Source organism: Streptomyces sp. NPDC093085 (assembly GCF_040683935.1).
In the GTDB taxonomy this organism is placed as follows: domain Bacteria; phylum Actinomycetota; class Actinomycetes; order Streptomycetales; family Streptomycetaceae; genus Streptomyces.
Genome location: NZ_JBFBFB010000006.1, coordinates 388533 through 407601, shown reverse-complemented (window position 1 = coordinate 407601; position 19069 = coordinate 388533). Strand labels below are relative to the sequence as shown.

The following is a 19069-nucleotide window of genomic DNA, read 5'->3' as shown; positions in this document are numbered from 1 at the left end:
CCCATGAGCGCAGCGAGCACGCCCCGTACGGCGCGGGACGCGGCGGACGGTCCGGTGTCCCCCGGGCCGTCCGGCTCCGCCGGTCCCGCTGGCTCCACCGGCCCCGGCGCGCGCGACGTCCGCGCGGCGTCGGGCGCCGGGGCCGCTTATGCGGTCTATGTGGCGGGAAAGCTGGGCGGGGCGCTGGTGTCCCTCTTCGCCGTCCTCGTCACCAGTTTCTTCCTCTTCCGGATCATCCCGGGCGACCCCGTCAAGGCGATGACCCATGGGGTGCCGACCTCGGCCGAGCAGTTGGCGACGCTGCGCCGGCAGTTCGGGCTCGACCTGCCGCTGTGGCAGCAGTTCACCGACTACTGCGCGAAGGCGCTCAGTGGCGATCTGGGCGTCTCGTACCAGTTCCACGCGCCGGTGGGCGAGCTGATCGTCCAGAAGCTGCCTGCGACGCTGTTGCTGACGGGCGTCGCCGTGGTGATCTACTCGGCGCTGGGGCTCTGGCTCGGCACCCGCTCCGCGTGGCGCAACGGCAGCCTCGGCGACCGCGTCAACACCGGCGTGGCGCTCACCCTGTGGTCGGTGCCGTCCTTCTGGCTCGGGCTGCTGTTGATCATCGTCTTCGCGGTGGGCATCGGACCTCTGCCCGGCATGTTCCCCACCGGCGGGATGGAGTCGGGGAACACGACCGGCCTCGCGTACGTCGCGGACGTGGCGCACCACATGGTGCTTCCTGTGATCACCCTGGTGGCGGTCGGCTACGCGCAGACGCTGCTCGTGATGCGCTCCTCACTGCTGGACGAAATGGGCAGTGACTATCTGACGACGGCACGTGCGAAGGGGCTGCGGGACGACCTGGTGCGCCGCCGCCACGCGGTGCCCAACGCGCTCCTGCCGACCGTCACCATGGTCTTCATCAATCTGGGCCATGTGGCGGCCGGTTCGATCCTGGTGGAGACGGTGTTCTCGTGGCCGGGGCTGGGCGGGCTGTTCTACTCGGCGCTGAGCGTGCCGGACCTGCCGCTCGTCCAGGGGCTGTTCGTCGTCTTCGCCGGCGCGATGATCCTCATGAACCTCGTCGCGGATGTGCTCTATCCGCTGCTCGATCCCCGGGTGGGCCGATGACGCTGGAGAAGACCCCGCCGACGCCGCCCGTCCCGCCGTCCGGCGCGGACGGGGCCGCGGTGGCGCCGGACCCCCCGGAGGGCGCCGCACGGCCCGGCACGGGGCCTACGGCGGCCTCGCTCGCCCGGGCGCGGCGGCGCCGCTCGGTGGCCCGCTTCTGGGCGGCGTACCGCACGCACCGTACGGGGCTCTTCGGCCTCGTCGGGCTCGCCTCCGTCGCGCTGCTCGCGCTCCTCGCCCCGCTGCTGGTCGGCGGCGACGTGGCGAGCGTGACGGACGCCCCGGGGAAGGCCCTGGAGAAGCCCAGCGGGGCGTTCCCGCTCGGCACGGACCAGTTCGGACGGTCGCTGCTGGGGCTGCTGATCTGGGGCTCACGGGTCTCGCTGACGGTGGGTCTGCTGGCCGCCGCGCTCTCGGTGGCCATCGGGACGCTGGTCGGCATCGTCGCCGGGCACTACGGCGGCTGGTTCGCCACCGTGGTCATGCGGATCACGGACTGGTTCCTGGTGATGCCGGCGCTCGTCCTGGCCATCGTGCTGGCGACGGTCATGTCCCGTTCGATCTGGACGGTGATCCTGGCGATCGGCGTCACGAGCTGGCCGACGACGGCGCGGCTGGTACGGGCGCAGACGATCGCCGTCGAATCCCGCCCGTACATCGAACGCGCGCGGGCCCTGGGCGGCGGGCACCGCCACATCATGACGCGGCATGTGCTGCCCAATGTGATGCCCCTGGTACTCGCTCAGACGACGCTGGGCATCTCCAGCGCCATCCTGACGGAGGCCACGCTCGCCTTCCTCGGCCTCGGCGATCCGATCGTCATCTCGTGGGGCGGCATGCTCCAGGACGCGCGCGAGGCGGGCGCCGTCTCGTCGGGGCACTGGTGGTACCTGGCGCCGCCCGGTCTCGCCATCGCGTTCGTCGCGCTCGCCTTCACTCTCTGCGGCCGCGCCGTCGAGGCCGTGCTCAACCCGAAGCTGGGGGTCTCCCGTTGACCACTGCGAGCAGCATGCCACCGCAGCCGGGCGCGAGCGGCGCCACCAGTCTGCTGGAGGTCAGGAACCTGCGGGTGACGTACGGTACGGGGCCCACCGCCGTGCCCGCCGTACGGGGCGTCGACCTCACCCTGGCGGCCGGCAGCAAGCTGGGTATCGCGGGCGAGTCGGGGTGCGGGAAATCCACGCTGGCGCTGGCGCTTCTCCGGCTGCTGCCGCCCGCGGCGAAGCTCTCCGGGGAGATCCTGCTCGACGGTGAGGACGTTCTCGCCATGAAGTGGGGCCGGCTGCGCGCCGTACGGTGGGCGGGCGCGTCCATCGTCTTCCAGGGCGCCATGCACTCGCTCAACGCCGTGCACCGCATCGGCGACCAGATCGCCGAACCGGTGCTGCTGCACCGCCGCACCACCCCTGGTGCGGCGCGGGCGCGCGCCGCCGAACTGCTGGAACAGGTCGGACTTTCGGCGGCGCGCGCGGACGCGTACCCGCACGAGCTCTCCGGCGGCCAGCGCCAGCGCGTCATGATCGCGATGGCGCTCGCCTGCGATCCGCGCCTGATCGTCGCGGACGAGCCGACCACGGCGCTCGACGTGATGATCCAGGCGCAGATCCTGCGGCTGATCGAGCAGCTCGTCGCCGACCAGGACATCAGCCTGCTGATGATCAGCCACGATCTGGCGGTGCTGGCCGACACCTGTGACCGGCTCGCCGTGATGTACGCGGGCCGCGTCGTCGAGGAGGGCCCCGCACGGGGCGTGTACGACGCGGCGGAGCACCCCTACGGCCGCGCCCTCTCCGCCGCGTTCCCCCGTATCGGGGACCTCACATCACGCCGCGCCCCCCGTGGCCTCCCCGGCGACCCGCCCGACCCGGCGGCGCTGCCGTCCGGCTGTACGTTCCACCCCCGCTGCCCCGTGGCACTGGCCACCTGCGCCGAGCAGGACCAGCCCCTGCGCCACGTCACCCCCGACCGCCGCGCGGCCTGCGTCCACGCGGGCCTCCCACGCGAGGCCGACACGACGGCGCCGACGGGGCGGACAGCGCGAACGGAGACGCCCCAGGCTCCTCCTGAGGCGGCGGAACCGACGGAAGCAACCCAGACGGCCCCCGAGGCGGCGGAGCCCCTGCCGTGACGGGACGCACGGCACGGGGCCGCAGAGCGGCGCCCTGCCCGCCCCGTACGGCGCGGAGCGGCACGGACCGCCCCTGCGCGCGCGGTACGTCGCGGCGCGTCCCGGTGCGCGGGGCGCCGCTCCGTGGCACGGGGCGCGGACCACGACGCCGGTGCGTCGCCCCGTACGGTGCGCCATGGCACACGGCCCCGTACACCGCGTCGTGGCGCGGGCCGCGTACGGTGCGCGACGCGTCGCGGCGGCACCTACCACCGCGCCATGGGTCACCCGCAGTGCCATGGCACTGCGCCCCGTACTACGCGCCCTGTACGCCGCATACGCCGCGGCCCTGCGCAGCTCCTCACGGAATGGCGTCACGCCGTACGCCGCGCGGCGGCGCAGGGCCCCGTACCGCGCCCCGTACGCCGCGCCGCGCGGGCCGTCCCCGTCCCGTCGCCGAAGTCCGCCTCCTCGCCCCGTCGTCCGGCGGCGCGTCGCGCCGTTCCCTTCCGTATGCCGCGCCCCGTACGCCCCGTACGGGGCGTACGGCGCACCACCGTGGTCCGTACGCACACCGCACGGCCGTTCTCCAGGAGCCAGCCATGACGACCACCCCCGCACCGTCGGCGCCCCCGGTGCCGGCGCCGCTGCTCTCGGCCGCCGGGCTGAGCGTGACCTTCCCGGGGCGGCGCGGGGCGGCGCCCGCACGCGCCGTTGACGGGGTCGACCTCGACATCGCCCCCGGGGAGATCGTCGCCCTGGTCGGTGAATCCGGGTGCGGCAAGACCACCCTGGCGCGCTCGCTGCTCGGGCTGGTGGCGCCGACGGCGGGCCAGGTGGCCTTCGCCGGGGCGCCGCTCGGCTACGGGGCCCGCGACCTCAAGGCGTACCGCCGGCGCGTCCAACTCGTGCTCCAGGACCCCAGCGGCTCGCTCAACCCGCGCCACACCGTGTACGACGCGGTCGCCGAGGGGCTCCGGATCCACGGCCACCAGGGCGACGAACGCGCCGCCGTCGCCGAGGCGCTGGCGCGCGCGGGGCTGCGGCCCCCCGAGCGCTTCTTCCTGCGCTACCCGCATGAACTGTCCGGCGGGCAGCGCCAGCGCGTCGTCATCGCCGGGGCGCTGGTCCTCGAGCCCGAACTGATCATCGCGGACGAGCCGGTCGCCTCCCTGGACGCCTCGGTACGGGGCGAGATCCTGGCGCTGCTGCTGTCGCTGCGCGACGAACTCGGTCTCTCCGCACTGGTGGTGACGCACGATCTGGGGCTCGCCTGGAACATCGCGGACCGGGTCGCGGTGATGTATCTCGGCCGCATCGTGGAAACGGGCCCCGTCGAGGACGTACTGACGGCGCCTCAGCACCCGTACACACAGGCGCTGCTCTCGGTCCTGCCGGAATCGGACGCCGCCCCGGTCGTCCTCACGGGCGAGCCGCCGGACCCGTCGCGTATCCCCCAGGGGTGCCGGTTCCACGTACGGTGCCAGGTGCTCGCGTCGGGCGCGGCGGAACGCGCGGGCGTCGCGGACCGGTGCCGTACCGCGCCGCTGCCGGTACTGACGGGCGGCGCCGGGGCGCAGGTGGCCTGCCACGCGGCGACGACGGCGCCCACAGCCACGGAGTGACGGGACATACACGGCGGCCCCGTACGGGGCGCGGGGCCGGTGGATGCAGCCTGGGTCGCGCCGTACGGGGCCGCAAGGCCGGCACGTGACCGGAGTCGCGCCGTACGGGGCCGTGGCGGCGTCGCTCTACGGGGCGGCAGCGGCGCCGCTGGGTACAGCCGGGGGGGGGCGCCCCGTATGGCGCCGTACGCCCGCCGTACGGGGCTTCTGGGGCCCCGGGACGGTCCCTGCGCACCGTACGGCGCCATACGGCGTGAACGGTCGCCGCGTAAGACGCCGCCCCGGTTACGACGCGTCGTACGACTCCGTCAGGGTTCGTGCGCGCTTCACGTCGTCGCCCATCGCGTCGAGCAGCGCCTCGATGGACTCGAACTTCCGCATGCCGCGCACATAGGCGAGGAAGTCGACAGTGACATGGAGTCCGTAGAGATCCAGGCCCACCCGGTCGATGGCGTACGCCTCGACGGTCCGGTCGACGCCCTCGAACTGCGGGTTCGTGCCCACGGAGATCGCGGCGGGCATGCGCTCGCCGTCGGCCGTGAGCCACCCCGCGTAGACGCCGTCGGCGGGAACGGCGGTGTGCGGCAGGGTCTCCACATTGGCCGTCGGGAAGCCGAGTTCGCGTCCGCGCTGCGCGCCGCGCACCACCACGCCCTCCACCCGGTGCGGCCGCCCCAGGATCTCCGCGGCGCCCGCGACGTCCCCCTCGGCGACGAGGCGGCGGGTGAGCGTGGAGGAGAAGGGCTCGCCGCCCCCCGCGGCGCCGCGGACATACAGGTCGACGACCTCGACCTCGTAGTCGTACGTGGCCCCCAGGTCGGCGAGGACGGCGACGTTGCCCGCCGCCTTGTGGCCGAAGCGGAAGTTCGGGCCCTCGATGACGGCACGCGCGTGCAACTTGTCGACCAGGACCTTCACGATGAAGTCGGCGGGCGACAGCTTCGAGAACTCCAGCGTGAACGGCAGGATCAGCAGCGCGTCCACGCCCAGCTCCGCCATCAGCTCGGCGCGCCGGTGGTGCGGGGCGAGCAGCGGTGGGTGGCTGCCGGGGCGTACGACCTCGCTGGGGTGCGGGTCGAAGGTCACCACGACGGACGGTACGCCCAGTTCCCCGGCGCGCTCCACGGCGCGGCCGATGATGAGCTGGTGCCCGCGGTGCACCCCGTCGTAGGAGCCGATGGTGACGACGCTGCGCCCCCAGTCCTGGGGGATGTCCGCCAAGCCACGCCAGCGCTGCACTGAGACCGCTCCTCGCCCGAACCCATGTACGTCATTTCCAGTTACGCAATGCTAAGACTGCCATGCCGCCCGTTCACGCCCCCCAATGCCCCCGGAGTGCATTCCGCGCGCCCCGCTGAAGGGGTGACGGGGAGGTTCCGGCTGGACAGAGATCTTTCTCGGAGGGGGACCGTGGGGCGGACAGGCGAGCCCGTCCGTCCCACGGTGGGAATCCGGTGACGAGGCGACAAGGTGACGAGGCGACGAAGCGACCGGCAGCCTGCCAACCGGCGGCCTGCCTGCCAGCAGCCTGCCGGCGGCCTGCCGACCAGTGGCCTGCCAATCCGGCAGCTTCCACTCGCCGGTATCCGCCCGCCGACCACCCGCCCGGGCAGAACTCGCCGGCCGCCCGCTCAGGCGAAAACCGCGAGGCTCTTCGCCTTGCCGTGCCGCTCCTCCAGCAGCGCCAGAAACCGGCCCGCCGGGTCGAAGGCCGCGACCGGCCCCGTCCCGTACGCGGGCATCTCCAGCCGTACCCCGTTGAGCAGGAGCTGCGCCCGCTTCTCGTCCACGTCCCAGCGCGGGAACGCCGCGGCGGCCGCCTCGGCGACCGGCATGACGGTCAGCTCCTCCTGGAGCTGGTCGAGCGTCCGCGCGGCGTCCAGCGCGTACGGGCCCACCCGGGTCCTGCGCAGCGCGGTGAGGTGGCCGCCCACCCCGAGCCCGGCCCCGAGGTCGCGCGCGAGGGCGCGGATGTACGTACCGGAGGAGCAGACGACGGAGACGACCAGGTCGAGGACGGGGGTGCCGTCCTCAGCGACGGCGGCGCGGACGTCGTAGAGCCGGAAGGAGGAGACGGTGACCGGCCGGGCCGGGATCTCGAACTCCTCGCCGCCGCGCACCCGCGCGTACGACCGCTTCCCGTCGATCTTGATGGCGCTGACCTTGGAAGGCACCTGCATGATCGCGCCGGTGAGGGCGGCGATCCCGGCGTCGATCGCCTCGCGCGGTACGGCGGAGGCGTCGGTGACGGAGGTGATCTCCCCCTCCGCGTCGTCCGTGACGGTGTCCTGGCCGAGCCGGATCGTCCCGAGGTACTCCTTCTCGGTCAGCGCGAGGTGGCCCAGGAGCTTCGTGGCGCGCTCCACGCCGAGGACCAGGACTCCGGTCGCCATCGGGTCCAGGGTGCCCGCGTGGCCGACGCGACGGGTCCTGGCGATGCCGCGCATCTTGGCGACGACATCGTGCGAGGTGAAGCCCGACGGCTTGTCCACGATGATCAGGCCGTCGGGCGTCCGGGGCCGCTGATCCTGCCGCTGGCCCTGCTGCCGGCTGTGGTGCTGAGTCATTCCGCGGCGGCGCCGTCCGTGCTGCCGGCCGCACCGTCCGTGCTGCCGGCGGCGCCGCGCCGGGTGGCCCCGCCGGAGGCGTCCGCACCGGCGGCCCCGCCCTCGGCGGCGCCGCCGTCGTCGGAGTCGGGGTCGGCGGCGGAAGCGGAGGCCGCGTCGTCGTCGGAGGCGTCCGCCTTACGGTACGGGTCGGCCCCGGCCGCGTACGTCTTGCCGGTCGAGACGTTCCGTACCTCGGCGTCCTTGGCGCGCGCCTTGTCGAGCAGGTCCTCGATGGTGCGCGCGTTGTCCGGGAGGGCGTCGGGGACGAACGCCAGGGTCGGCGTGAAGCGGACGCCGGTCTGGCGGCCCACCTCGGAGCGCAGGATGCCCTTGGCGCTCTCCAGGGCCGCGGCGGACGCCGCGCGCTCCTCGTCGTCGCCGTAGACCGTGTAGAAGACCGTGGCCTCCCGCAGGTCGCCGGTGACGCGGGCGTCCGTGATGGTCACGAAGCCGAGTCGCGGGTCCTTGATACGCCGGTCCAGGGTCTCCGCGACCACGACCTGGATACGGTCGGCCAGCTTGCGCGCCCGCGCGTTGTCGGTCACCGGTCCGTCACTCTTCCTTCTGGGATTCTTGCTGGTTCCCCGGCCGCTCGCACGGCCGGTCTTCTCTGGTCGGTCCTGCCGCCCTGGACCTCGTGCCCCGGTCCTGAGCGCTCCGTACAGCGTCTTCTCCATACGGCGCCCTCTGTACGGCACCCTCTCCCTACGGCGTCTTCTCGTACAGCGTCGCCTCGGTCCTCGTCACCTCTGTACAGCACCGTCACCGTACGGCGACGGTGCCTCCGTACGGCGCGGCGTCTCAGTCCTCGTCGTCGCCATGGAGGCGGCGCCGTACGGAGAGCAGCTCCACCTCGGGGCGGCCGGCGACCATGCGCTCGCACCGGTCCAGCACCTCGGTGAGGTGCCCCCAGTCGCCGGAGACCACCGCGAGACCGATCTCGGCCCTGCGGTGCAGGTCCTGGTCGCCGGTCTCCGCCACGCTCACGGCGAATTTCCGCTGCAGCTCGGCGACGATCGGCCGGACGACGGAACGCTTCTCCTTCAACGACCGTACGTCGCCGAGAAGGAGATCGAAGGACAGTGTCCCCACATACATGGATGTCCGGATGTCCCGCCGGTACGGGTTCGACGGTCCCGGCCGTGCTGGGCAGGGACACCAGAACCGTACACGGAACGGCCGGGGCCGATCGACGGAAATACGTCCCGTCGACCGGCCCCGGACCGGCTGCCGCGCGTCAGCCGCGCGGCTTCTCCCGCATCTCGTACGTCGCGATGACGTCGTCGATCTTGATGTCGTTGAAGTTCCCGAGGTTGATACCGCCCTCGAAGCCTTCGCGGATCTCGGTGACATCGTCCTTGAAGCGGCGCAGACCCTGGATGTTGAGGTCCTCCGCGATGACCTTGCCGTCGCGGATGAGCCGGGCCTTGGTGTTGCGCTTGACCTCGCCGGAGCGGATGAGAACACCCGCGATGTTGCCCAGCTTGGACGAGCGGAAGATCTCGCGGATCTCCGCCGTACCCAGCTCGACCTCTTCGTACTCCGGCTTGAGCATGCCCTTGAGGGCCGCCTCGATCTCCTCGATCGCCTGGTAGATGACCGAGTAGTAGCGGACGTCCACACCCTCGCGGTCGGCCATCTGCGCGGCGCGCCCCGCGGCGCGCACGTTGAAGCCGATCACGATGGCGTCGGAGCCCATCGCCAGGTCGATGTCCGACTCCGTGACCGCACCGACGCCGCGGTGCAGGACGCGGATGTCGACCTCGTCGCCGACGTCGAGCTGGAGCAGCGAGGACTCCAGGGCCTCGACCGAACCGGACGCGTCGCCCTTGATGATGAGGTTGAGTTCCTGCACCAGGCCGGCCTTGAGGGCCTCGTCCAGGTTCTCCAGGGAGAACCGGACGCCCCTGCGGGCGAACGCCGCGTTCCGCTCACGGGCGGCGCGCTTCTCGGCGATCTGCCGGGCGGTACGGTCCTCGTCCACGACGAGGAAGTTGTCGCCGGCGCCGGGGACGTTGGTGAGCCCCAGGACCAGGACGGGCGTCGAAGGCGTCGCTTCCTCGACGTTGTTGCCGTTGTCGTCGAGCATCGCCCGGACCCGGCCGTACGCGTCACCGGCGACCATGGTGTCACCGACGCGCAGCGTGCCGCGCTGGACGAGGACGGTCGCGACGGCGCCGCGGCCGCGGTCGAGGTGCGCCTCGATCGCGATGCCCTGCGCGTCCTGCTCCGGGTTGGCCCGCAGGTCGAGCGAGGCGTCGGCGGTGAGGACGACGGCCTCCAGCAGGCTGTCGATGTGCAGACCCTGCTTGGCGGAGATGTCGACGAACATGGTGTCGCCGCCGTACTCCTCGGCCACCAGACCGAACTCGGTGAGCTGGCCGCGCACCTTGGTCGGGTCGGCGCCCTCGACGTCGATCTTGTTGACCGCGACCACGATCGGCACGTCGGCCGCCTTGGCGTGGTTCAGCGCCTCGATCGTCTGGGGCATCACACCGTCGTTGGCCGCGACCACGAGGATCGCGATGTCGGTGGACTTCGCACCACGGGCACGCATGGCGGTGAACGCCTCGTGACCCGGGGTGTCGATGAAGGTGATCTTGCGCTCTTCACCGTTGACGTCCGTGGCGACCTGGTACGCGCCGATGTGCTGGGTGATACCGCCGGCCTCGCCCGCGACGACGTTCGTCTTGCGGATCGCGTCCAGCAGCCGGGTCTTACCGTGGTCGACGTGACCCATGACGGTGACGACCGGCGGCCGGGACACGAGCGCTTCCTCGCCGCCCTCGTCCTCGCCGAACTCGATGTCGAAGGACTCGAGAAGCTCGCGGTCCTCCTCCTCCGGGCTGACGATCTCGACGACGTAGTTCATCTCGCCGGCGAGGAGCTGCAGCGTCTCGTCGGAGACGGACTGCGTGGCCGTGACCATCTCGCCGAGGTTCATCATCACGGCGACGAGCGACGCCGGGTTGGCGTTGATCTTCTCCGCGAAGTCGGTGAGCGACGCACCGCGCGACAGCCGGACCGTCTGGCCCTGGCCGCGCGGCAGCATCACGCCGCCTACCGACGGGGCCTGCATGGCCTCGTACTCCTGGCGCCTCTGCCGCTTCGACTTACGGCCACGACGCGCGGGCCCGCCGGGGCGGCCGAACGCACCCTGTGTGCCACCACGGCCGCCGGGACCACCCGGACGTCCGCCGAAGCCGGGACGGCCACCGCCGCCGCCGAAGCCACCGCCGCCGCCGGGACGGCCCGGGGCACCGCCGCCGCCACCGGGACGGCCCGCGAAGCCGCCACCGCCGCCGCCACCCGGACGGCCGGCGAAGCCGCCGCCGCCGGGACGACCGCCGCCGCCACCACCGGGGCGACCGGGGCCGCCGGGTCCACGGCCGCCGCCGGGACCGCCACCGGGGCGCGGGCCGGCTGCGGGACGCTGCGGCATCATGCCCGGGTTCGGACGGTTACCGCCGGGGCCCGCGGGGCGCGGCGCCTGGGGGCGCGGCATGCCGCCCGGGGTGGGCCGGCCGCCGGACTGTCCGCCGGGGCCCGCCTGGGGCCGGGGACCGCCCTGGCCGGCGCCCTGGGGGCGCGGGGCGCCGCCGGGGGCACCGGGGCCGCCGGGACGCGGGGCGCCGCCGGGACGGGGCGCCTGCGGGCGCGCCATGCCGGTGGAACCGCCGGACGTGAAGGGGTTGTTGCCCGGACGCGGGCCCGCGGGGCGGGCGCCGGGACGGGGTGCCTGGCCGGGACGCGCGCCGCCGGGGCGGCCGCCCTGGCGCTGCTCGCCGCGCTGGTCTCCCTGGCGCTCCTGCCGCTCTCCCTGGCGCTGGTCGCCCTGGCCGCCGGAGGGGCGGGGGGGACGCGGTCCCGGGGTGGCGCCGGGCCGGGGGCCGGACGGGGCCGACGGGGGCGCGGTGAACTCCGGCGCCGCCGGGGCGGGCGCCGGACGCGCGGGCCGCGGGGCGGCCGGGGTCGGACGCGGGCCCGGGGCCGGCACCGGGGAGGGTGCGCTGCTCCTGGGGGCCTCGGCGGCCGCGGGCTTGGGGCCCGGGACGCCCGGCTTGGGGGCAGCGGGACGGGCCGCCTGGGCCTGCGGGCCCGGAGACGGCGGGGCGGGCCGCGCGGGGGTCGCCTTACGGGGCGCCCCGGGCTTGGCAGCGGGCTTGCCGGCGTTGCCACCGGGCCCCTGCAAAGCATCAGTCAACTTGCGTACGACCGGCGCCTCGATCGTCGAGGACGCCGAACGGACGAATTCACCGAGTTCTTGGAGCTTGGCCATGACGACCTTGCTCTCCACACCGAACTCCTTGGCGAGTTCGTATACCCGGACCTTAGCCACTTCGCTCCTTTTAGGTCCGGGTTACCGCCGGACCGTCGCTACTTCATGGGCGTACTCATCGCGTACTCATCGAGTGCTCATCGCAATCTCGACCTACTTCCAACTCGCGAGGTACCTGAACCGCACGGGGTCCCGTGCCGTACTTCTTCTTACAGTGCCGACCGCTCGACATACCGGCGCAGTTCCGTGCTGTCGAGCGGCCCCTGAGCCTTGAAGGCCCTGGTGAACGCCCGGCGGCGGATGGCCAGGTCGAGACAGGTCAAGGCGGGATGCGTGTACGCACCCCGGCCGGGCAGCGTACCGCGTTGATCGGGAACACAGTGTTCACCCATCACCACGATGCGCAGCAGATCGCTCTTGGCCGCTCGCTTCCGACAGCCCACGCACGTTCGCTCAGGGCAGGGTCGGTCGCTCGTCCGGCCAGACACGTTCAAGTCTACCTCCCCGCGCCGACCTCACCCCTTTGGGGCAGCGTTCGGGCGCTCACGTACAGACTCATGGACACCTACGGGCCGTGCTGGTGCCGCGACGTGCGGTGCCGCACGTCGCGGCACCGGTACGCGGCTCACTGCGGCGGTGCGTGGTGGTGCGCGGCAGGATCTCCGCCGTACGGGGCGCGTGGGGGCGCGCGAAAGATCGCCCCCGGATCGTTACCAGCGGTATCCCCCGCGTCAGCGGTCCCGTCCCCGATCGGCGCGCTCGCCGCGCTCCGTACGGGGCGCGCGCTCCGTACGCCCCGCGTCCCGCCCCGCGGCGCCACGGTCGGCGGTACGGTCCCGGTCGGCCGGGCGATCGCGCTCGGCGGTACGGTCCCGGTCGGCACCCTCCGGTTGCTCCGTGTCGGGGCGGATGTCGATACGCCACCCGGTGAGCCGCGCGGCGAGCCGGGCGTTCTGCCCCTCCTTGCCGATGGCCAGCGAGAGCTGGTAGTCCGGCACGGTCACCCGCGCGGAACGGGCGCCCAGGTCGACGACCTCGACCTTGCTGACCCGGGCGGGCGAGAGCGCGTTCGCCACCATCTCCGCCGGGTCGTCCGACCAGTCGACGATGTCGATCTTCTCGCCCAGCAGCTCGGCCATGACGTTGCGCACCCGCGCGCCCATGGGGCCGATGCAGGCGCCCTTGGCGTTGAGTCCGGAGCGCGTCGACCGTACGGCGATCTTGGTACGGTGCCCCGCCTCGCGGGCGATCGCCGTGATCTCCACGGAGCCGTCCGCGATCTCCGGGACCTCCAGCGCGAAGAGCTTCTTGACCAGGTTGGGGTGGGTGCGGGAAAGGGTCACCGAGGGGCCCCGTACGCCGCGGGCCACGCGCACCACGTACGTACGCAGCCGCAGCCCGTGGGTGTACTCCTCGCCCGGCACCTGCTCCTGCACGGGGAGGATCGCCTCAAGCTTGTCGTCCAGCTTGACGAGGACGTTCTTGGGGTCCTTGCCCTGCTGCACCATGCCGGCCACGACGTCGCCCTCACGGCGCGCGTACTCGCCGAAGGTGACGTCGTTCTCGGCGTCGCGCAGGCGCTGCTGGATGACCTGACGGGCGGTGGTCGCGGCGATCCGGCCGAAGTCCGAGGGGGTGTCGTCGAACTCCTTGGGCTCCTGGCCCTCCTCCAGATCGGCCGGGTCCTCCTTGGCCCAGACGGTGACATGGCCGTTGTCGCGGCTGAGGACGACGCGGGCGCGGCGGTGGCTGCCGTCGGTGCGGTGGTAGGCGATGAGGAGGGCGGATTCGATCGCCTCGACCAGCAGATCGAAGGGGATCTCCTTCTCTTGTGCCAAGCCCTTCAGGAGCTTCACATCGATGTCCACGGCTACGCCTCCTCTTCCTTCTTGTCCTTGCGGTTGAACTCGATCTCGACCCGCGCCTTGGCGATCCGGGCGAATTCGAGCCGCCGGGCGGTGGGCTTACGGCCCTTCACGCCGGGCACTTCGAGGTCGATGCCCTCGTCGTCCACGGTGAGCACGCGGGCCACCAGTTCGTCGCCCTCATGCGGCTGGATACGGGCGAGCCTGCCGACGGCGCGCAGATAGTGGCGCTGCTCGGTCAGCGGGCGTTCCGCTCCGGGGGAGGTGACTTCGAGCTGGTATTCGCCGTCGCCCATCGCGTCCGTCTCGTCGAGTTTCTCGGAGATGGCGCGGCTCAGTTCGGCGCACTCGTCGAGGTCCACGCCCTCGTCGGAGTCGACCACGATTCTCAGCACACGACGCCGGCCGGCCCGGGACACCTCGATCTCTTCCAGATCCAGGTCCTTGGCGCTGACGAGCGGTTCCAGCAGTCCGCGCAGCCTTTCGCTCTGGGTGGTGCTCATCCGGGTGACTCCTCGGCCGCGTGTGCTGTTGTGGGATCGTCGCGTGTCAGATCAGTCGTGTGTCGGATCAAAGGGTATCCGGTCCTGAGGGGTGTTGCCGTCCACGAAAGAGTGACCCGCGGGTACGCTCAACCCTGTTGATCATGGAGATCTTCACCAGGCCCGAGGAGAAACGCGTGGGGCTCACGGGGACGACACGGAGACATGCTCTCTTGGCCGCGGGCGCCGCGACGGCCGGTCTGCTGACCGCCGCGTGCTCCTCGTCGGACTCCGCGGAGGGGCCGGCCGCCGCGGCGTCGGAGCGCGCCGTGCGCGCCGCGGCGCGGGCGGAGCAGACGTTGCGGCGGCGGACCGCGGAGAGCGGCCGGGCGCTGCTGGCACGGTACGACGCGGTACGGGCGCGGCATCCGGGGCAGGAGGCGCGGCTCGCCCCGCTGCGGAAGGCGGTGGCCCGGCATCTCGCGGTGTTGACGCCGGAGCCGAACCAGGAGCCGCGCAAGGAAACGTCCCCCAAGGCGCAGGGCACGCCCCATGAGGCGCGGCACGGGGCGGCGGACGGGGCGAAGGGCGGGGCGGCGGACGGGGCCGCCGCCAGCGCGGAGCACCGTGTGGCGGCCGACAGGAAGTCCCCTCCCGAGTCGGATACGGAGCCGGGCACGGGGCAGGCGCCGATGTCGGCACCGGAAAAACCTTCCGCCACTCCCGCCCCGTCGGCCACAGTGTCGGCGGCCCCGGGCCCCGGGGCGACGGCCGAGCCCGTGGCCGACGACCCCGCCACGGCGCTCAAGGACCTGGCCGCCGTGGAGCGCCGTACCGGCGACGCGTACACGGCCGCCCTCATGGCCGCTCCCCCGGAACTCGCCCGGCTGCTGGCCTCGCTCGCCGCGGCGAGCGCCGCCCACGCCTATCTGCTGACGGAAGGAGCCCGCTCGTGACCACCCGTGCGCTGGAGGCCGCGCAGGCGGCGCTCGCCGCGGAGCACGCCGCCGTCTACGGGTACGGCGTGGTCGGCGGCCGCGTCGGCACGGAGCACAAGGCCGAGGCGACCGCCGCGTACACCGCGCACCGTGCCCGGCGCGACGCGTTGACGCGCACCGTACGCGACATGGGTGCCCGGCCCGTCGTCGCGGCGGCGGCGTACGAACTGCCCTTCACGGTGCCGGACGGGGCCACGGCCGTACGGCTCGCCGCCGAACTGGAGGACCGGGTCGCGAACGTCTACGCGGACCTGGTACGGGCCTCCGAGGGCGCCCTGCGGCGCGAGGCGGCGGGGGCGCTGCGCGAGGCGGCGGTACGCGCCGTGCGCTGGCGCGGAAGCGGCGTAGCCTTTCCTGGGCTCGCCGAGAGAGCGTGAGCCCGGCACATTCCTGGCTCCGAAAGGGATCTCCGCGCGTATGGGTTTCGAACCGCCGCAGCGTCTGGCGCGTACGCTCGGCGAGCTGACCGGGGAACCCGCCGCCGCGGAATGGCTCGCGCGGCTGCCCGCGCTCGCCGCCGAGGCCGTGGCGCACCGGGGCCTGGACGTCGAACGGGTGGTCGCCCCGGGCGGCCGGAGCGGCCTGGTGATGCTGGTACGGCGCCCCGACGGCTCCCCCGCCACCCTCAAGCTCGCGCCCCCGTTCGCCGCCCCGGCCCTGGAGCACACGGCGCTGGCCCACTGGCACGGCTGGGGCTCCGTCCGGCTCCTGGCCGCCCCGTACGGAGCCGAGGGCGCCCCGCAGGGCGCCGGGGCCGCCCCGTACGGCGCGGAGGGCACCGGGGCGGCGGAGGACCCCGCAACGGACGCCCCGCCGTACCCACCGGACGGGGCGCTGCTCCTGGAGCGCCTGCACCCCGAGGTGTCCCTACGCTCCCTGCCGGAGGCCAAGGCGCTACTCGAAGCGGCCGGCACGGTACGCCGCCTGTGGGTGGCCCCGCCCGCGGGTCACGCCTTCCCGACGGTGGCCGAGCGGACCGCTGCCCAAGCGGCGACGGTGCGGGCGGCGTCGGACGAGAGCACCGCCCCGCTCGTCGCGGCGGCGCTGACGGCGCGCGACGAACTGTGCGCCGCACCGCCCGAGCACCTGCTGCTGCACGGGGAGTTCCACCAGGGCAAGGTCCTGGCGGGCGACCGCGCCCCGTGGCTGGCGGTGGGGCCCGAACCCGTCGTGGGCGAACGCGCCTACGACGTGGCACGGCTGGTGCGCGACCGGGTGGAGGACCTGGTCGCGGCCTCCTCCGGCGCCTCCTCGGCCCGCCGCCGCGTCAAGCGTCTGGCCGACTCCCTGGACCTGGATCAGGAGCGGCTGCGCGGCTGGACCCTCTTCCGCGCGGTGGAGTCGGGCACCCGAGCACTGTCGACGGGCCACCGCCAGAACGCCGAAGTGCTTCTGGAGTTCGCGAGCTGGCTCTGAGCACACTCCGCGACGTACGGGGCACGACGAGGCGTACGGGCGCGGTACTGAGCAGCGGCGCGGCGTAGGCGTGGGCGTACAAGCACTCCCCATGAGTCGTGCACAAGCACGTGGCCACCTAGAAGTGGCGCACTGTGCCACACCACACCGCGCGCCGTGCGGGCGGCGGAAGCCGGGCCCCGTACGGCGCGCGGTGGCGGATCCGTGGTGGAAACCGTCAGGCGGTGAGGCGGGCGATCGCCTCCGCGACGGTCAGCTCCTCGCGCTCCCCGGTGCGGCGGTCCTTCAGCTCCACGACGCCCTCCGCGGAGCGGCGGCCCGCCACCAGGATGTGCGGAACACCGATCAGCTCGGCGTCCGTGAACTTCACGCCCGGCGAGACACCGGCGCGCTCGTCGACCAGGACGCGCAGCCCGGCCGCCGAGAGCTGCTCGGAGACGTCCAGCGCCAGCTCGGTCTGGAGCGCCTTCCCTGCGGCCACCACATGGACGTCGGCCGGGGCGATCTCCCTCGGCCAGCACAGGCCGCGTTCGTCGGCGCTCTGCTCGGCCAGGGCCGCCACGGCGCGCGAGACGCCGACACCGTACGAGCCCATGGTCACGCGGACCGGCTTGCCCTGCTGGCCCAGCACGTCGAGCTGGAAGGTGTCGGCGTACTTGCGGCCGAGCTGGAAAATGTGGCCGATCTCGATCGCACGGTCCAGCTTCAGCCCCGTACCGCAGACCGGGCAGGGGTCGCCGGGCTCGACGACCACGACGTCCAGGTACTGGTCGACCTCGAAGTCGCGCCCCACGACGACGTTGCGCGCGTGGGTGTCGGGCTTGTTGGCCCCGGTGACCCAGGCGGTGCCGGGGGCGACGCGCGGGTCGGCGATGAAGCGGACCTTGAGGCCCTGGGGGCCCACGTAGCCCCGTACGAGGTCCGGCCGGTCGGTGAAGTCGTCGGCCGTCACCAGTTCCACCACGGCGGGCGCCAGGTGCTCGCCCAGCTTGCCGAGGTCGACCTCACGGTCGCCCGGTACGCCGACCGCCGTGATCTCGCCGTCGACCTTGACCAGCAGGTTCTTCAGGGTGGCCGAGGCCGGCACGCCGAGATGCGCGGCGAGCGTCTCGATGGTCGGGGTGTCGGGCGTGTCCAGCTCCTCAAGGGGGCCGTGCTCGACGGGCGCCGTCTCCGGGGCGTTGAAGGTGACGGCCTCCGTGTTGGCCGCGTAGTCGCAGGCGGGGCAGTCGACGAAGGTGTCCTCGCCCGCCGCGGCGGGGGCCAGGAACTCCTCGGAGGCCGAACCGCCCATCGCGCCGGAGACCGCGGAGACGATGCGGTAGTCGAGCCCGATCCTCGCGAAGATCTTCTGGTACGCGGCACGGTGCAGCGCGTACGACGCGGCGAGGCCCTCGTCCGTGGTGTCGAAGGAGTACGAGTCCTTCATCTGGAACTCACGGCCGCGCAGCACGCCGGAGCGCGGACGCGCCTCGTCGCGGTACTTCGTCTGGATCTGGTAGAGCATCACCGGCAGGTCCTTGTAGGACGTGCACTGGTCCTTGACGACCTGGGTGAAGATCTCCTCGTGCGTGGGACCGAGCAGGTAGTCGCCGCCCTTGCGGTCCTTGAGGCGGAAGAGCAGGTCCCCGTACTCGTCCCAGCGTCCGCTCGCCTCGTACGGCTCCTTGGGCAGCAGCGCGGGCAGCAGGACCTCCTGCGCGCCGATGGCGTCCATCTCCTCGCGGACGACGCGCGAGATGTTGTCGAGGACCTTCTTGCCGAGCGGCAGCCAGCTCCAGATACCGGCGGACGTACGGCGGACATAGCCGGCGCGGACGAGCAGCTTGTGGCTGAGGGTCTCGGCGTCCGCCGGGTCGTCGCGCAATGTCTTGACCATCAACCGGGACATGCGCTGGACCTGGGACATGGGGAGCACTCCTGCGTTCTGCTTCTCTCGGGTGTTGCCTGGAGGTTAGCCGGGGTGCGTCGGCTGGCGGAAATCAGTATGTGCCGGGCACGGTGCGCCGCAGCGGCAACGGGGCGCCCATCACGGCATACGGCTTCGGCGCGCTGGGGAAGTGGACCTGGCGGGCGAGGTCCTCGTAACCGAGGGTGCGGTACAGCCTCCGGGCGGGGCTCTCGATGTCGATGGCGGAGAGGATCGAGCGGGGCTGGACCGCGGCGTCCGTGATGGCGGTGATCAAGGCACGGCCGATACCACGTGCCTGAAACTCGGGATGCACATGGAGCTCGGTGATGACGAAGGAGTCGTCGAGCCACATATCGGCCCCGCCGGCGCGCAGATACGGCTCGACGACCGTGGACCACCAGTGGGCGCGGTCGTTGGGCATGCCGTAGACGAAGCCGACGAGGCGCCCCGATCCGGTGGTCGCGCCGAGCGCGCGGCAGCCGCGGTGCAGTACGTGGCGGAGCACGATGTGGCGCCGTACGCCGACCTCGGCGTCGCTGAGGCCGAAGGCGAGGGCCTGCACAGCGAGGGCCTCGTCGACGCGCGCGGCGAGGTCGACCGGGCCAACCTGTACGTCGGGGGTGCGGGGGGTGCCCCCGGGGATGCTCGGCATGGCCGAAC

17 protein-coding genes and 1 pseudogene are annotated in these 19069 nt (G+C 73.0%); 7 read left to right on the top strand and 11 right to left on the bottom strand.

Annotated features, from left to right (window positions below; genetic code table 11):
* The first annotated feature begins 3 nt into the window (after positions 1–3).
* Genes AB0O07_RS20555 through AB0O07_RS20545 form a run of 3 tightly spaced genes read left to right on the top strand, consistent with a single transcriptional unit; the run spans position 4 to position 3244 of the window.
* A complete protein-coding gene (locus AB0O07_RS20555) occupies positions 4–1116 on the top strand; it encodes an ABC transporter permease (RefSeq protein ID WP_365635199.1) in 1113 nt (370 codons plus the stop codon).
* Positions 1113–2111, top strand: coding sequence for an ABC transporter permease (locus AB0O07_RS20550; RefSeq protein ID WP_365635196.1), 999 nt, complete (start codon positions 1113–1115; stop codon positions 2109–2111). Before AB0O07_RS20555 ends, AB0O07_RS20550 begins: the two co-directional genes overlap by 4 nt.
* A gap of 14 nt (positions 2112–2125) precedes the next feature.
* Complete coding sequence (locus AB0O07_RS20545; RefSeq protein ID WP_365635193.1) at positions 2126–3244, top strand: ABC transporter ATP-binding protein; 1119 nt, start codon at positions 2126–2128, stop codon at positions 3242–3244.
* A 353-nt stretch (positions 3245–3597) separates the two neighbouring features.
* On the opposite strand, the gene AB0O07_RS20540 is transcribed toward AB0O07_RS20545, so the two are convergent.
* On the bottom strand, positions 3598–3798 hold the full coding sequence (locus AB0O07_RS20540) for a hypothetical protein (protein WP_365635190.1): 201 nt from the start codon (positions 3796–3798) through the stop codon (positions 3598–3600).
* Positions 3799–3825: 27 nt separating this feature from the next.
* Here AB0O07_RS20540 and AB0O07_RS20535 point away from each other — a divergent pair, with 27 nt between their 5' ends.
* Complete coding sequence (locus AB0O07_RS20535; protein WP_365635187.1) at positions 3826–4848, top strand: ABC transporter ATP-binding protein; 1023 nt, start codon at positions 3826–3828, stop codon at positions 4846–4848.
* A gap of 285 nt (positions 4849–5133) precedes the next feature.
* Here AB0O07_RS20535 and AB0O07_RS20530 read toward each other — a convergent pair whose 3' ends face one another.
* The 8 genes and pseudogenes from AB0O07_RS20530 to rimP all read right to left on the bottom strand — a co-directional run bounded on the left by AB0O07_RS20530 (position 5134) and on the right by rimP (position 14104).
* Entirely contained in the window at positions 5134–6087 is a 954-nt protein-coding gene (locus AB0O07_RS20530) for a bifunctional riboflavin kinase/FAD synthetase (protein ID WP_365635184.1), read from the bottom strand.
* Between the two features lie 392 nt (positions 6088–6479).
* Positions 6480–7415, bottom strand: coding sequence for a tRNA pseudouridine(55) synthase TruB (truB, locus tag AB0O07_RS20525; RefSeq protein WP_365635181.1), 936 nt, complete (start codon positions 7413–7415; stop codon positions 6480–6482).
* Positions 7412–8002: a 30S ribosome-binding factor RbfA gene (gene rbfA, locus AB0O07_RS20520; RefSeq protein WP_365635178.1), complete on the bottom strand. Its 591-nt coding sequence runs from the start codon at positions 8000–8002 to the stop codon at positions 7412–7414. The genes truB and rbfA overlap by 4 nt, the downstream gene beginning before the upstream one ends.
* A 256-nt stretch (positions 8003–8258) precedes the next feature.
* Positions 8259–8555 carry a DUF503 domain-containing protein gene (locus AB0O07_RS20515; RefSeq protein ID WP_365635175.1) on the bottom strand — a complete coding sequence of 99 codons (297 nt, stop codon included), beginning with the start codon at positions 8553–8555 and terminating at the stop codon, positions 8259–8261.
* Between the two features lie 139 nt (positions 8556–8694).
* The gene (gene infB / locus AB0O07_RS20510) at positions 8695–11796 is read right to left on the bottom strand and encodes a translation initiation factor IF-2 (protein WP_365635172.1); all 3102 of its coding nucleotides are present in this window, start codon (positions 11794–11796) and stop codon (positions 8695–8697) included.
* A gap of 149 nt (positions 11797–11945) precedes the next feature.
* Positions 11946–12224, bottom strand: a complete 279-nt coding sequence (locus AB0O07_RS20505; RefSeq protein WP_365635325.1) for a YlxR family protein — start codon at positions 12222–12224, stop codon at positions 11946–11948.
* A gap of 360 nt (positions 12225–12584) precedes the next feature.
* Positions 12585–13604: pseudogene (gene nusA, locus AB0O07_RS20500) on the bottom strand (transcription termination factor NusA); the annotation flags it as partial.
* Between the two features lie 2 nt (positions 13605–13606).
* On the bottom strand, positions 13607–14104 hold the full coding sequence (gene rimP / locus AB0O07_RS20495; protein WP_365635169.1) for a ribosome maturation factor RimP: 498 nt from the start codon (positions 14102–14104) through the stop codon (positions 13607–13609).
* 143 nt (positions 14105–14247) lie between these two features.
* Between rimP and AB0O07_RS20490 the strand changes: the two genes are divergently transcribed.
* Genes AB0O07_RS20490 through AB0O07_RS20480 form a run of 3 tightly spaced genes read left to right on the top strand, consistent with a single transcriptional unit; the run spans position 14248 to position 16497 of the window.
* Positions 14248–15039, top strand: a complete 792-nt coding sequence (locus AB0O07_RS20490) for a hypothetical protein (RefSeq protein ID WP_365635166.1) — start codon at positions 14248–14250, stop codon at positions 15037–15039.
* Positions 15036–15458 carry a ferritin-like domain-containing protein gene (locus AB0O07_RS20485; protein WP_365635163.1) on the top strand — a complete coding sequence of 141 codons (423 nt, stop codon included), beginning with the start codon at positions 15036–15038 and terminating at the stop codon, positions 15456–15458. Before AB0O07_RS20490 ends, AB0O07_RS20485 begins: the two co-directional genes overlap by 4 nt.
* A gap of 40 nt (positions 15459–15498) precedes the next feature.
* A complete protein-coding gene (locus AB0O07_RS20480) occupies positions 15499–16497 on the top strand; it encodes an aminoglycoside phosphotransferase family protein (RefSeq protein WP_365635160.1) in 999 nt (332 codons plus the stop codon).
* 217 nt (positions 16498–16714) lie between these two features.
* On the opposite strand, the gene AB0O07_RS20475 is transcribed toward AB0O07_RS20480, so the two are convergent.
* Positions 16715–18406, bottom strand: a complete 1692-nt coding sequence (locus AB0O07_RS20475) for a proline--tRNA ligase (protein WP_365635157.1) — start codon at positions 18404–18406, stop codon at positions 16715–16717.
* A gap of 73 nt (positions 18407–18479) precedes the next feature.
* The gene (locus AB0O07_RS20470; protein ID WP_365635154.1) at positions 18480–19061 is read right to left on the bottom strand and encodes a GNAT family N-acetyltransferase; all 582 of its coding nucleotides are present in this window, start codon (positions 19059–19061) and stop codon (positions 18480–18482) included.
* Positions 19062–19069 lie beyond the last annotated feature (8 nt).

Bases quoted from the DNA above. Each gene is read 5' to 3' on its own strand.
- AB0O07_RS20555 (WP_365635199.1), top strand. From the start codon at position 4: ATGAGCGCAGCGAGCACGCCCCGTACGGCGCGGGACGCGGCGGACGGT.
- AB0O07_RS20550 (WP_365635196.1), top strand. From the start codon at position 1,113: ATGACGCTGGAGAAGACCCCGCCGACGCCGCCCGTCCCGCCGTCCGGC.
- AB0O07_RS20545 (WP_365635193.1), top strand. From the start codon at position 2,126: ATGCCACCGCAGCCGGGCGCGAGCGGCGCCACCAGTCTGCTGGAGGTC.
- AB0O07_RS20535 (WP_365635187.1), top strand. From the start codon at position 3,826: ATGACGACCACCCCCGCACCGTCGGCGCCCCCGGTGCCGGCGCCGCTG.
- truB (WP_365635181.1), bottom strand. From the start codon at position 7,415: ATGACTCAGCACCACAGCCGGCAGCAGGGCCAGCGGCAGGATCAGCGG.
- AB0O07_RS20515 (WP_365635175.1), bottom strand. From the start codon at position 8,555: ATGTATGTGGGGACACTGTCCTTCGATCTCCTTCTCGGCGACGTACGG.
- rimP (WP_365635169.1), bottom strand. From the start codon at position 14,104: ATGAGCACCACCCAGAGCGAAAGGCTGCGCGGACTGCTGGAACCGCTC.
- AB0O07_RS20490 (WP_365635166.1), top strand. From the start codon at position 14,248: ATGGAGATCTTCACCAGGCCCGAGGAGAAACGCGTGGGGCTCACGGGG.
- AB0O07_RS20480 (WP_365635160.1), top strand. From the start codon at position 15,499: ATGGGTTTCGAACCGCCGCAGCGTCTGGCGCGTACGCTCGGCGAGCTG.
- AB0O07_RS20475 (WP_365635157.1), bottom strand. From the start codon at position 18,406: ATGTCCCAGGTCCAGCGCATGTCCCGGTTGATGGTCAAGACATTGCGC.
- AB0O07_RS20470 (WP_365635154.1), bottom strand. From the start codon at position 19,061: ATGCCGAGCATCCCCGGGGGCACCCCCCGCACCCCCGACGTACAGGTT.